14 protein-coding genes and 1 pseudogene are annotated in these 12,187 nt (G+C 50.2%); 6 read left to right on the top strand and 9 right to left on the bottom strand.

The window, feature by feature from the left end:
- The 5 genes from RDV48_31260 to RDV48_31240 form a co-directional block, all read right to left on the bottom strand.
- The coding region (locus RDV48_31260) for an ankyrin repeat domain-containing protein (protein ID MDQ7827314.1) at positions 1 to 572 on the bottom strand (572 nt) is incomplete at its 3' end.
- A gap of 44 nt (positions 573 to 616) precedes the next feature.
- Positions 617 to 1,231, bottom strand: a complete 615-nt coding sequence (locus RDV48_31255) for a DUF5677 domain-containing protein (GenBank protein ID MDQ7827313.1) — start codon at positions 1,229 to 1,231, stop codon at positions 617 to 619.
- A 30-nt stretch (positions 1,232 to 1,261) separates the two neighbouring features.
- On the bottom strand, positions 1,262 to 2,704 hold the full coding sequence (locus RDV48_31250) for a DNA integrity scanning protein DisA nucleotide-binding domain protein (protein ID MDQ7827312.1): 1,443 nt from the start codon (positions 2,702 to 2,704) through the stop codon (positions 1,262 to 1,264).
- A gap of 210 nt (positions 2,705 to 2,914) precedes the next feature.
- A complete protein-coding gene (locus tag RDV48_31245) occupies positions 2,915 to 3,559 on the bottom strand; it encodes a hypothetical protein (protein ID MDQ7827311.1) in 645 nt (214 codons plus the stop codon).
- An 87-nt stretch (positions 3,560 to 3,646) separates the two neighbouring features.
- Positions 3,647 to 4,780, bottom strand: a complete 1,134-nt coding sequence (locus tag RDV48_31240) for a hypothetical protein (GenBank protein ID MDQ7827310.1) — start codon at positions 4,778 to 4,780, stop codon at positions 3,647 to 3,649.
- A gap of 67 nt (positions 4,781 to 4,847) precedes the next feature.
- Between RDV48_31240 and RDV48_31235 the strand changes: the two genes are divergently transcribed.
- Positions 4,848 to 5,180: an HU family DNA-binding protein gene (locus tag RDV48_31235; protein ID MDQ7827309.1), complete on the top strand. Its 333-nt coding sequence runs from the start codon at positions 4,848 to 4,850 to the stop codon at positions 5,178 to 5,180.
- A gap of 323 nt (positions 5,181 to 5,503) precedes the next feature.
- Here the strand turns inward: RDV48_31235 and RDV48_31230 are convergent, their stop codons facing one another.
- The 4 genes from RDV48_31230 to RDV48_31215 all read right to left on the bottom strand — a co-directional run bounded on the left by RDV48_31230 (position 5,504) and on the right by RDV48_31215 (position 8,235).
- Positions 5,504 to 5,866, bottom strand: a complete 363-nt coding sequence (locus tag RDV48_31230) for a hypothetical protein (GenBank protein ID MDQ7827308.1) — start codon at positions 5,864 to 5,866, stop codon at positions 5,504 to 5,506.
- Between the two features lie 34 nt (positions 5,867 to 5,900).
- Positions 5,901 to 6,731, bottom strand: coding sequence for a hypothetical protein (locus RDV48_31225; GenBank protein MDQ7827307.1), 831 nt, complete (start codon positions 6,729 to 6,731; stop codon positions 5,901 to 5,903).
- Positions 6,728 to 7,927, bottom strand: a complete 1,200-nt coding sequence (locus RDV48_31220; GenBank protein ID MDQ7827306.1) for a hypothetical protein — start codon at positions 7,925 to 7,927, stop codon at positions 6,728 to 6,730. The genes RDV48_31225 and RDV48_31220 overlap by 4 nt, the downstream gene beginning before the upstream one ends.
- A 137-nt stretch (positions 7,928 to 8,064) precedes the next feature.
- Positions 8,065 to 8,235, bottom strand: a complete 171-nt coding sequence (locus tag RDV48_31215) for a helix-turn-helix domain-containing protein (protein MDQ7827305.1) — start codon at positions 8,233 to 8,235, stop codon at positions 8,065 to 8,067.
- 305 nt (positions 8,236 to 8,540) lie between these two features.
- Between RDV48_31215 and RDV48_31210 the strand changes: the two genes are divergently transcribed.
- The 5 genes and pseudogenes from RDV48_31210 to RDV48_31190 all read left to right on the top strand — a co-directional run.
- Positions 8,541 to 9,134: a hypothetical protein gene (locus RDV48_31210; GenBank protein ID MDQ7827304.1), complete on the top strand. Its 594-nt coding sequence runs from the start codon at positions 8,541 to 8,543 to the stop codon at positions 9,132 to 9,134.
- Positions 9,135 to 9,275: 141 nt separating this feature from the next.
- A complete protein-coding gene (locus RDV48_31205) occupies positions 9,276 to 10,133 on the top strand; it encodes a hypothetical protein (GenBank protein ID MDQ7827303.1) in 858 nt (285 codons plus the stop codon).
- A gap of 412 nt (positions 10,134 to 10,545) precedes the next feature.
- Positions 10,546 to 11,103 carry a recombinase family protein gene (locus RDV48_31200; protein MDQ7827302.1) on the top strand — a complete coding sequence of 186 codons (558 nt, stop codon included), beginning with the start codon at positions 10,546 to 10,548 and terminating at the stop codon, positions 11,101 to 11,103.
- A gap of 18 nt (positions 11,104 to 11,121) precedes the next feature.
- Positions 11,122 to 11,337, top strand: a pseudogene (locus RDV48_31195) (DUF1016 N-terminal domain-containing protein).
- 668 nt (positions 11,338 to 12,005) lie between these two features.
- On the top strand, positions 12,006 to 12,187 hold a 182-nt coding region (locus RDV48_31190; protein MDQ7827301.1), incomplete at its 3' end, for a hypothetical protein.

Genomic DNA, 12,187 nt, shown 5'->3' with positions numbered 1-12,187 from the left:
CCTTTAGAGATCAGCAACTCGGCTATTTCTTTATGGCCTTTTCCGATTGCATAATGCAGCGGTGTATCGCCATAATACCCAGGAGGTATCAAAAAAAAACTTGACTTGGCATTGACATCGGCGCCCTTAGAGATCAGCAACTCGGCCACTTCTTTATGACCTCTTTGGCTTGCATAATGCAGCGGTGTATCGTCATTTTTATCCTTGTCATTGATCTCCGCACCTTTAGAGATAAGCAACTCGACAAATTCTTTATGACCTCTTTGGCTTGCATAATGCAGCGGTGTATCGCCATTTTTATCCTTGTCATTGATCTCCGCACCTTTAGAGATAAGCAACTCGACAACTTCTTTACTTCCCGCTTCACTAGCCGCGTGCAATAGAGTAGAACCATCATGACATTTTAAAGTAACTAATTCTTGTTTTCTTGCTGAAAGTGCTTTAATTTTAACGGTATCCGCACTTTTAGCCGCCTCAAACAAATCATCTTCTATATCCATCCATTCATGACAATGTTTGCACTTGATTGCATCCTGTTGTATATCTTCTGCGCAATAGGGGCATTTTTTCATATTCCCACCTCTTCCTTATCAACCGTCAATGATCGGTGTAGATTTCATGATCTAATGCGTCCACTTAAAGCCCCATAGACAATTTCATAGAAAGTCTCAGATTTTTCAAATATACACTTGATTATATCTGCGATAGAGTGCGCTTTTCCTTGATACCAATATCTGTTATATGAAACTTCCAATGGAGATACACCAGTTGCCACCTGTAATTCTATTTGTTCTGCTATTTTTCGCTTGTCATGCATCGTACCATAAATTTTGAGTCTTTGTTCTCGTTCGTCTTTTCTATCTTGGGATACGCTCTCTCCATGCTCTTCTTTTTCTCTTAACTTTTGCGATTCTTCAGCTGATGCAAAAGAACGCCAAAGCATCGGGCGATCTAGTTCTCTTGCGGCCCAAATCAAAAAACACATCCCCTCAACAGAACTTCTTGAAATTTGTCCAGCATCCCTATGTTGTCCAGCATCTACTAAAACATTTATAGATTTAAGTTGCTCTTCTTGAGATTTTGCAAAACATAAAGCCATAAAAGCCAAATGATCTGACTCCTCCCATTTTATCTTCCCTGACTGCATAATCTCACTAGCCAATACTAGAAGTTTATCTGAAAAATCTCTGATAACTGGAATAACTTTTTCCCCTTCAGGTAGATTATTCATCAAGGCTTACCTCATTGTTAAGAAGATCTCTTAGTCATTTCCGTTTGCCTTCAACCATGTCTTTAGTTCAGGAGGATTTATCTCAACACGATCAATAGATTTCCATTTAATAGCTTTATTAATGTGTTCTCCCTTAGATATGATAGAAACGGGGCCATCTTCCGAGACAATTATTGCAACAGTATCTAAATGCACTCCTGTAAATCGCAATGATGAATTAAATCTAGCTCCTCTTGAACGGTCTTCATTTTCTCTTTGAGGTCCATCAAGTAGACAAGCGAAGGCATACAACTTAGCATTTCCATCAATATGCAAAGCTCCGTCAATTTTCGCCATGCTTATCGCGATTTCTATGTTTTCTGGGTTTTCAAGATCAAGTGGTTCCATCAATTTTTGGCCTGCTAGAGTGAGTTGAAGTTCACCAAGTTGAATTATTAGCGTACACCCATGACGCTCATCTCTAGCGGACTGAACAATTTTTCTTGTTATATTCAACAAACGCTCCTGCCTAGCAGTCGAGAAACCAACTTCTTTCAGAATAGTCTCAAATGAAGTCAGATCTACTATATGACGAGTTGAATAAAACTTCCCATCTCTGAAGGTGCAAACGATCTCACTCCCAAATCTAATATCACCACATCCGTTCTTAAAATCTGCAATTATTGTATTATCAAAAAATTTACCCTTATATATCCCGACAAGCTTCTTTTCGTTGGCCAACAGAGAGTATTCTTGATTATCAACAGCTTGAAGGAGTTTGCGAATATGTTTTACGTCGCTCAAAGATATAGCCACGGAATTGTCAAATGACGCATGCAAACGCAAATTCTTAATGATTTCGGTTTCGCAAAAAATCAACCTACCAGACGCGCGCACCCCTTCTTCGATGGCCGTGGAGATATCTAAGATAGTTTCAAGAATATCCATAATAGGCAATCTTGAATCTCTATGTAATATACAATTTAACTTGCCGCCTAAATGATGTCCGACTGCACGCAATGCATAACCTTGCATGACATATCTGGAATCGCTTAAAATGTTACCTCCTAAGGCGATCTCATTAACGAGAAGTCCCGTAGCATGTTGAAGCCACCTTATAGTTGGCCCTTCGGAACAACAATTGAGGTGTTTTTCAGTGAACCACATCTGGTAGAATACAGATTTTGAATATGCCCCAAATGAAATGAGCATTGGTATTTCATCTGTTTTTGCAATTTGATACATGCCAAAGCTAAAATTTGAGACATCCGGTGCATTATTTTTCCAATTACCTGCCTCTCCATATATCTCTCGAAATTCTTTTACATGTTCCCGTAGGAGATCCTGAGGGTCAAATACAAAAAGTGGACCTTCACGTGTAAATGCGATTAATGCGCTGACTCTGCTGCAGTCGGAAAATTGCGATAGGCCCATCCGGGAGCCTTCCAGTATTGAAAAAATAGAAAGATAATATTGAACGGGGAATTGACTCATTTGAGGCCCTCTATTTTTCACAGTGAATTATTTTATTTTGTTCCATATAAGCTCTCTTCTCTCCTATAAAGCAATATTCAATGCAGTGATAAGATGACTCCATGAAACCATCACATCGATTCAAACCGCTATTCTGTACACGTAATCTTCACATTTTGCGGTGACGTTCTATGAACATACGATTCAAACCGATACTTCATACACGGCCCCTTACTCCTTCCCCTCCCGGGTCCGCCGCTCAAGCTCGGCCTGGGCCGCCTCCCTCACCTCCGGGAGCCTCCCCAGCTCCGCCGAAAGCGCCCGAAGCTCCGCCGCCTTCTCAATGAGGGCCTTCTTCTCCTCATCCGTCATCTGGACCCCACTGAAGGACGCCAGGCGATCCTCAAGCCCCGCAAGCCCGCCCATCAGCACCGCGGGGTGCGTGCCTATCTCCTGCAGAAGCGATCTCAGCCGCTCGGCCTTCAGGCGCTTCTCCTCCGTGTCGAGGCCGCCCCACGCCGTCGAGGGCCACTGGGGAATCGGCGGCGGCATGCCGAGCTTCGCACACACTATGCTCAGGCTGTACTGAAGCGTGTCCATTTTTTCAGAAAGGCCCTTCACATAGCCCTGCAACTCCACCTGCCCTTCCTCGACTTTCTTTACCCTCCACGGAAGCCCATAGAGCTCCTCCGGGACACTCGGCATAGTACCGCCAGGCGGTGCTGGCGATGGCACCGCGGAGCCTTTGAAAAACTCATCGACTATCCGGCACACCGCGCCCCCCATGCTCTCGCCTATCTCATCGGCATACTTCCTCACCTTACCGTATGCCTCTTCAGAAAGCCTCACCGTGATCGCGAGCTTCTCCTCCACCATACCGCCCCCTTCTCCCTTTCCTCAGTCCTGATGCACTTCTGCATCACCTTCCAGGATCTGCATCACTTTTGCATCACTCCCCCGCTCCTAAAGGACCTCCTTCACCCAGCGGTCCACCTCAGCGCGCAGCCTCTGCCGGTTCGCCGTGTCGATGTGAATCCCGTATTTCTCGCCCTTAATGCCGCAGCCGCTGTTCACCCAGTCATCCACCGTCCCCTGCTTATACGCGCTGTAAAGGCGAAGGTCCCTCTTGTACCGCTCGAGCTCCTGCTCCGTAAAGAACCGGTCAAGATCCTTCTCCCACTTGTCAAGATGGACGAGGTGCACCCTCTCCGGGGAGGGGCCGTAGAAGATCCCCTCACGGAGCTTCTCTTCAAAGTTCTCCGGGATCTTGGCTCCCCAGGGGTCATAGTCGGTGATGGCCCCGATCTCCAGGCTCATCGCCCCGGCGGCCACAAGGGCGTCATAAAGATACTCCGTGGCAAGAAGGCCTGGCTCACCCTTGGAGGCCACCACGGTGATCCCGTACTTTTCCGCCGCATACTCGCAGAGCCACCACAGCCCCTCCTTCTCCGTGAAGAACATCAGCCGCGGCCGCTTCCTCCCTATAATCCTGAACTCTTCCCGGGGGTCCCTGAACTTGAAATCCCCCGGGGTGGGCACCTTGTAGTGAAACCTGAAGATCCCCGCCTTCACGAAGTCATTGAGCGTCCGGGAGACAAGGTTCGTGACGTAAGTCTCCTTGGCGCCGTGGAAGAGACGCGTGAAAGCTTCGGGGTCCTTCCTCCCGAGCTCCTCAAGGAGCTCCCGCGAGACCGACGGCAAAAACCAGCCGGGCTTCTCAAGAAGCCCCTCTTCCTCCACCCTTTTCATCACGGTAAAAAGCTCGCCGCACCGGAGATCTTTCCCCCTGCCCGGGTCCATCAGGCCCTTCTCGATGTAGAAGGGCTCCACGTCCCGGTACCAGAACGAGCGCTCGTTGCCGTCCACCGGCTCGAGCTCCCCGGCTTTTATCCGCAGCCAGGCCTGCCAGACGAAGGTTTTCATGCAGGCCTCGTCGTTGAGATCCTCGGTCGTATAGGGGAACATCTCAGTAAGCTCCTCCCGGCTCTTCCCCTGGAGATCGTTTTGGGCCTCAAGGCTCACCCGCTCTTGAACCCAGGCCCGCTTCACCGCGCCCAGCTCCTCGAGGGTCTTCTCCTCGATATCCTTCCACCCCATCGCGCTCCTCCTTCCCCACCCGTCCTGGATGGAGGTTTTTTCCGCCCCCGGTCCGAATCACCCCTCCATGGGAAGAACGCAGACCGTCCTCGCCGACACCGTCTCAAAAGAGCTCAACATCCCCCTCAAGTACGGCCGCGCTTTCATCGACCGTTTTCTCGCCCTTGTCGCCGACGATATCGTCTACACCGGCGAGGTGAAGCTCCGGGGCCTCGGCACCTTCCGCGTCGTCACCCGCGCTCCTCTCTCGACGACCCACCCCCAGACCGGGGCGCCGGTGCATATCCCCAGGAAAAAGGTCCTCAAGCTCCGCACCTCCGTCGTCATCAGAAGGCGCCTCAACCCGAGGGAGCCCGCGAAGCGATCCCCCAGGACGACGCGGAAGAAAGCAAAGCCGTAGCGTTCTTCTTCACGCGCTTTTCCTCCGCAAGCCCGAATCCCATTCTCCCAGGCCTTCCCAATATTTCAGTTCAAGCACCGCATCTTTAAGCGTTTTGAGCCCAAACTTTTTATCGCCCTTGCAAAGCCAGCAGTTGCAGGAGAAATTCCACTTCTTCAGCTTCCCTGGCGTGCGCCTGTAAATATCTTCGGGTGTAAAGCTCAGGTGATCCCGTGCGATTCTCAGCCTCTTTCGCACGATCCTCCACGTCTTATGGCGACGCGCCGCCCGCTTCTTCTCCCTGGGCTCTTCCTCGTCAGGCGCATTATCCGGCTCGTCCCGCTCTACTTCCCGCACGACGCCTTCACCCCGAAGAATCCCGACGACGCGATGGAAAACCATTCGCCGTTACTGAGCGGATAGCTCACCACCGTTATCTCCGGCGGATCCTCCTTCGCCTTGGGCTCGCACTCCCCGGCACACACCGCGCCCTGAAGGAGCAGCGGCACCGCAGGTCGCACCTTCTCCATAATCTCTTTGACACTCTCCTCCACCTGGGCGACGGCTCCCTCCTCGGCCTGCTTCCTCGCCTTCGCCTGGTTGGTCCTCGAGATCGGCCCGAGCTTCATTACCCACTCTTCCCCCGGATGCGCCACCACCATGTTGTCCACCCCTTTCCTTTTTCCCGTCCGCGTGTCTTTCAGCATACCACCGCCATATGACATCTGTATGTCACTGGGGTTAACCTTTCCCTCTTTTATGTAAACTTTTTGCAAGGACCGGCTTTTTCTTTCCCTTCGGCCGCCCCCTCTTTTTCCTCTCCTCCCGGCCCATCTCGCTTATTTTGAGAGCCCTGTTCCCTATCCATTGGGAAGTGTAGCCGCCAGGCTGCCAGGGCCCTTTCTTCTGCCCTGCGGCCAGGTCACAGGAGCCGGGGAACGTCACTTCTATCCGCTCCCCTTTTCCATAGGTCCGGCTGCCGATTGTGACGCTCTTGATGCAGGTGAGGATCTTTTTGCGGGCCTTTATCTTCCCGGTGCGCTGCTCGATTATCTCCACGGTGCCGTCTATGGTGTACTGCTCATAGGTTTTCTCTTTCTCGCCCTGGTGCTTCTCAATCCACTTCAGGAGCGCTTCTCTCGCCATCGTGGAAACGGCGGCGCCTTTTGCCTTACAGAGCGCTGCGAAAGCTTCCTTCAGCTCCGGCTCAACGAGGATGTGAATGTCCACCTTGCCGCCGTGGGGGCCCTCGGGCCTGCACACCGGGCACGCGCACCAGGAAGGATGCCCTGCCTTTTCAGGGGGCGGTGCGATCTTTTTCTGCCTGGTCTTCCGGGCGCCTGCAGGCTTTTCTCTCTTCTGAGGCGCCATTGGCTCAAAGGCGATCTTCTTCTGCCCGGGAAGGGATATCTCTGGCAGGAGCATCCTGCCCGGTCTTCCCGGCCGTTTTTTCCTGGATGCCTCCTGGGGCTCAGGCGCCTTGAAAGGCGGCACAGAGAGCGCGTCTTTCCGGGGGCGTCCCCGCTTGCGGGGTACCGATAAATCGGGCGTGCCTGTTTTTGCGGCTCTCACTTCCCGCTCCTCCCATTTCCCCCGAGGTATTCCTCAGAGATAATCTTCAGCTCTCTCAACTTCAGCGGCACCCTTAAAAATCGTTCTTCTGTTCCCGGGTGCTCGGCGCTCACCTCTTTGAGCGCCTTCTCGTAAACCTTTTCTTTCTCTTCACGAGTCGCCGTCTTTTTCCATTCTTCTGCCGCCCTGGCGAGCTCCCGCTCGCGCCTCTCATTTTCCTCCCGTGAAGCTGCTTCTCTTCTTTCCGCCTCCGCGGCCTCGCGCTCCCGCCGCGCCGCCTCCTCACGCTGCGTCCTCGTGGAAAACCCCTCGGGCGGCTGCCAGTCTTCCTCGACAGCCTTCTTCAGCATCCCGCCGCGGTTCTTTATCGCTTCCCCCTGGTGCGCCTTATATTCCAGTATTTCAACCTTTTCGAGAAGATAGGCCGGGGAATATTTCTTGAGCCAGGTTTTTGCCGCTTCTCCTGCGATCCCGTATTCTTTCAGCATTTTCTCATCAAGAGCAACAACAACCGGCGACAATACAACATTCTCTTCTGAATGTGCCGCTTTCTCATGATCAAGCTTTCCCTCATGAGAAAGATCATTCTTGTTGTTGTTGTCTTTCTTATATATATCTTTCTTATTGGCCCCCTGCTCCGGGGGGTTTTCTCTCCCTAAAACCCCCTGCTCCAGGATCTTTTCCTTCAATAAAACATCCTGCTCCGGGGGGTTTTCTCTCCCTAAAACCCCCTGCTCCAGGATCTTTTTTTCCTTCAATAAAACATCCTGCTCCGGGGGGTTTTCTCCCGTAAGTTCCCTATGCAGATTTCTCCTGTATGATTTCGACTGGAGCCGCGGATGCAGCCTGTACACGTCTTCTTCTGAGAGCGGCGCGTTGATGGGCTCTATCATCTCGAACTCCGCGGCCTTCCCTCGGCCCTGGGATGTCTTGAACCTTATGAGTCCTGCGGCTACGAGCTTGTTAAGGTTGGTCTTGATGTTCTCCGCCTTGGTGATGCCCGTTGTCGCGCAGAGCCTTTCGAGGGGGTAAAAAAACGTTCTGCTCCCGAACCTGTACCGGAGCTCGAGGAGCCTCTTATATATGCACCACGCCGTGGCCCCAAGGTGCTGCGGCAGCCCGCTGTAGGTTACCCAGAGGGGGTACAGCGAAAAGACAAAGTCAACCTTATTCTTGCTGTCGGCAAATTTGTCCATAAGCCTCCAGGGAAAGGAAAATCAACGAAAGAAGAAAGAGATTTTGACAATTCCCCGGAAGGCTGTTATAATCTTAACTGCCAGATTAAAATTTAACTTTTCCGGGGAAGGCCACTCTTATCGGGTGGCCTTCTCTCTTAGTGGATTTCCTTCTTTTTCATCCACTCTTCGACGTCTTCTTTCCTGAATCTCCACTTGTTGGTCACCTTGACCGCCTGCAGGCCCTCTTCCTTGACGAGCTTATAAATCGAGCTCTTGTTCACCTGAAGCAGATCGGCCACTTCTTGCGCGGTCATCAGTTTATCCATAGGTGACCCTCCAAACGATATTGAACGAAAATGGTCGATTAAAAATATTCTTTTACGAAAAAGATAAATCCTGCATGAAAAAGATCGAGACTGCCGCTTGCCTGAGTGAGCCTCCGCCGCGGCTGACCCAGGCAGGGCAAGAAGGAAAATTTTTTTCGGCGCCAAATATATCCCATGCGGGAAACACGGCTAGATTTCAATCTAGTTCGTGTTTTATTTATTTTTTTCCCAAAGGCGGTGATCAACCGGTGATCAATGTTCAGCAGTCAGATCAGGAGTGGATATCCTTAAAGGACGCAAGCCGGATGACAGGCAGAAGCATGACGTCGATCAGGATGATGATCAAGCGAGGCCGGAACATGCAGGCCAAAAAGGTGATGGACAACAAGCGCGAGTTATGGCTTGTCCATAGGGATACTGTCGAGAAGTTGGGTGGACCTTGCAGTGATCAGGCTCAACCCCCTGATCATCACCCCGATCATGATGATCAGCGTTCATCATCTGATCATCAACAGGTGATCGGCATACTTGCCGATATGCTTGACAAGCAAAGAAAAGAGCTTACCCAGGAGCGTGATCAGGCTGTTCAGGGTATGATGATGTACCGCTACAAATTCGAGGAGCTCGACAGGGTCGTCAAGGCCCTTCCCGCTCCCCCGGAGCTAATAACCGAGGAGATCCGCCAGAAGGACTCCCTCATCAAGGAAGCCCAAAAGGTTCTCAATGATGCCCAGTATGCCATAACTCATAAAGAGTCAGCCTTGGCAGAGCTGAAGCAGAAGCTCGACGAGGCCGAGCGGGCGAAGGAGCATCTGAGGGAATCCTGGGAGCGTGCAATGGCAGATCTCAAAAGGCCCTGGTGGAAAAAGGCTCTCATCGCCGCCGGCATGTGGAAGTGAGGAATCAAAGCTCACAAAAAAAGAATTTGTCAGATGAGGAGGCTTTACCCTATGGCGTTCAATGACCTTACCCTCGAAAAAGCGCTTGAGGAAAAAGGCATCTATTTGGGTGTCTGAATGAAAGTTAAATGCCGCAACATTATGCCTATTGATAAAGAAGATCCAACATATCCAAATTTGACATTAGAAAACATTTATAGTGTCATTGATGAAGGCAGCAAATTGGATTATAGAATAATAAATAACGAAGGAGAGCCTTGCCTTTATGACACAAGAAGATTTGAAATAGTTGATAATACAATGGATGATGATTGGATAGTGGAGATCGATGACGAAGGTAGTCTAGTATGCTTTTATTCTAAAGAACTTTCTCAATATGAACATCTATATGAAGATTACCATGATGATAATTTAGAGGCAATAAAAGCATTCGATGCCTATGTCCTCAGGAAATTTAAAAAGGAACACGGGGAATTGGAAGGCATAATTCATCATCCTCTGCAACTCAAACCTCATAAGCCTGTAGAACATATTTTGAAAGAATATAGCAAGGAAGAACTGAGGGCTGCTGCAAGACAGGCAAATAAAAGATATGCCAATGCAACAGTTATGGATGTCAGATGCTTGAATAGCCAGCCAATGGATCGTCATAAAACAAGACACCCCGACATAACTGAGGGGAATATCTACTCTGTATTAGGAAGCGAAGGCGATTTTTATAGAATAATCGGCGATTCCGGAAAACCTTATCTATATCATAAAAGTAGATTTGAACTGGCGGGATTTGAAAAAGGACAAGATTGGGTAAGGGAAATCAATGGTGCTGTCGCAGAAATTTGGTACCCTCCGGGCATTACTCCGAAAGTCTTTGAAGAATTTATTTCATACGACTTTAAGGCCAGAGAAGAAATTTCAGTATACGCACATAATATTTACCAAAAAAAGTGGGGGGGAATTTACAACGAAACTCTATCAAAGAAAAGTCCATCGGCACCATAGCTAATGAAAATTTGTAACCGTTCAACTCCTCCCGATTTAGAGCAGCCGTCCTGGTAACGCTCTCTTTATCAACGGAATATCCGCCTCGAAGCGCTCGCAGCACCTGTGGAAACCTACGAAGGCGCAAAAATAGCCTTCCAGGCCCTGCGCTCATATTAAAGGCTCCACCCCGTCACACGCCACCACGCCATTTCCTCGGGCCCTCCTGGCACACCGTTCCTTTCTCACAAACCCTCGTTTTCGAGAACCCTCCCGGTTTTGAGAATGCCCCTCCATTTCAAGCCCCTCGAAATTCTCGAAACTCATTCTTGAAATCGCCCTCTCAATATGGTACTATGGAGGCGAGTTTCGAGAATGTGATCCGAGATCCAGATTTTCATTTCATTCCCCCCGTCACCAAAGGAGGATAAAAATGCTCATAGGATATGCCCGCGTCTCTTCGGATGAACAGAGCCTGGACCTGCAGCTCGACGCCCTGCGCAAGGCCGGGTGCAAAAAGGTCTTCAAAGACAAGCTCTCTGGGGCAAAACAGGATCGGCCCGGCATTGCAGACGCCCTTCATCATCTTCGCCCCCGTGACACCCTGGTGATCTGGAAGCTTGACCGCCTGGGCCGCAGCGTCAAGGGTCTCATCGAGCTCGTGGGGATGCTCCAGGAAGAAGGGGTAAATTTTCACAGCATCACTGACGGCATCGACACCACCACCCCGGCAGGGAGATTTTTCTTCCATGTGATGGCCTCCCTTGCCCAGATGGAGCGGGAGCTTCTGATCGAGCGCACCAGGGCAGGTCTTGCGGCGGCAAAAAGAAGAGGCCGCGTAGGAGGCAGAAAGCGGCTCATGACTGCAAGCAAGGTGGAAGCGGCGAAAAAGCTCATGAACGAGGGGATGCCGCCCCGGGAGATCGCACAGAACCTCGGCGTCTCCGTCCCCACCCTTTACCGGTGGTGCCCCGCTTCGGAGAGAGGTTAGGGTGTAAAACTTTCTTTAGATCTGAGAAGAGAGTTTCCCGATATGAAAGGGTTTGCCCACAGTAATTTTAAATACATGCGGGCTTTTGCCAACCTATATCCCAACGGTCAATTTGTGCAGCAAGTTGCTGCGCAAATTCCCTGGTTCCATCACTGTGTCTTGAGATACAAGGTGAAAAACACGGATGAAAGGAACTGGTGGAGAAGTTTGCGAAGTGTGATGTTGCGGAACTGAGGAAGCTTTAAAATTAAAACAAGGTGGACGAGTAAGCCATGAAATGCCGTTCAATGAGTTGTCCAAATTGTGGTGGAGTTAATATTTCTGATGAACTGATGTGCCTTAATTGCGGAAGCAAGCTCATGATGTCGCCTGATAAGAATGAATTGGTAATCATAGGCAACCTATGCCAACGTTGTAATTTTAACAATGACAAGAAAAGGAAATTCTGTGGTAACTGTGGCCTGAAATTATCTGATGTTTGCGAATGTGGCTATGAAAACGAACTCTATATCAATTTTTGTGGAGGATGCGGAAAAGATCTTGTGCAAAGGAGGAAAAGAGAGGAAATCAAGCAGGAGCGCCTGAAGAATATCGCTCCCTGTCCACGTTGTGGGAGGCAGAATAGTAAGGATTCAACAAATTGCTATGATTGTGGCGCAGCAATGAAATAAGTGGAAGAGTAGAAAACAGGTTCAATGCTCATCGGAGACATCCAATAGCACTTAAAACCTTCAATTTTCATTCTAGGGTGAGCCCCTTCATTGCCTCATCGGTGCCCATAGCCAAGGGATTTTCCAGAACCCCTTCAAATTTCGCCCGATTTCCCCTTGTCCCGGGGGGAAGGTCGCCCTTGCCCATGAAAATCTCTCCAGACCCCCTGCCATGCTCTGAAAACGTCCTTCATGTTCACCCTGATGATCCACTCACCCGGATTTCCTCCCCGCGCTCCCTCCCCTGGTGACAGTGCCGCCCTGGTGATAACCCTCACCGTCTTCGGTTTATCACCAGGGCTTGACCAGGCCCTCTGCACCGCAGCTTCTCTCCCGGCCTGCTCACACTGCCACCAGGGCGACAACAAAGCTTT

Source organism: Candidatus Eremiobacterota bacterium (genome assembly GCA_031082125.1).
In the GTDB taxonomy this organism is placed as follows: domain Bacteria; phylum Vulcanimicrobiota; class CADAWZ01; order CADAWZ01; family Ess09-12; genus Ess09-12.
Note: the sequence above shows the minus strand (reverse complement) of the source record. Positions and strands in the feature narration are given on the sequence as shown.

Coding starts and splice junctions, on each gene's coding strand:
- RDV48_31255 (MDQ7827313.1), bottom strand. CDS start 1,231: ATGAATAATCTACCTGAAGGGGAAAAAGTTATTCCAGTTATCAGAGAT.
- RDV48_31250 (MDQ7827312.1), bottom strand. CDS start 2,704: ATGAGTCAATTCCCCGTTCAATATTATCTTTCTATTTTTTCAATACTG.
- RDV48_31245 (MDQ7827311.1), bottom strand. CDS start 3,559: ATGGTGGAGGAGAAGCTCGCGATCACGGTGAGGCTTTCTGAAGAGGCA.
- RDV48_31240 (MDQ7827310.1), bottom strand. CDS start 4,780: ATGGGGTGGAAGGATATCGAGGAGAAGACCCTCGAGGAGCTGGGCGCG.
- RDV48_31235 (MDQ7827309.1), top strand. CDS start 4,848: ATGGGAAGAACGCAGACCGTCCTCGCCGACACCGTCTCAAAAGAGCTC.
- RDV48_31230 (MDQ7827308.1), bottom strand. CDS start 5,866: ATGCTGAAAGACACGCGGACGGGAAAAAGGAAAGGGGTGGACAACATG.
- RDV48_31220 (MDQ7827306.1), bottom strand. CDS start 7,927: ATGGACAAATTTGCCGACAGCAAGAATAAGGTTGACTTTGTCTTTTCG.
- RDV48_31215 (MDQ7827305.1), bottom strand. CDS start 8,235: ATGGATAAACTGATGACCGCGCAAGAAGTGGCCGATCTGCTTCAGGTG.
- RDV48_31210 (MDQ7827304.1), top strand. CDS start 8,541: ATGACAGGCAGAAGCATGACGTCGATCAGGATGATGATCAAGCGAGGC.
- RDV48_31205 (MDQ7827303.1), top strand. CDS start 9,276: ATGCCTATTGATAAAGAAGATCCAACATATCCAAATTTGACATTAGAA.
- RDV48_31200 (MDQ7827302.1), top strand. CDS start 10,546: ATGCTCATAGGATATGCCCGCGTCTCTTCGGATGAACAGAGCCTGGAC.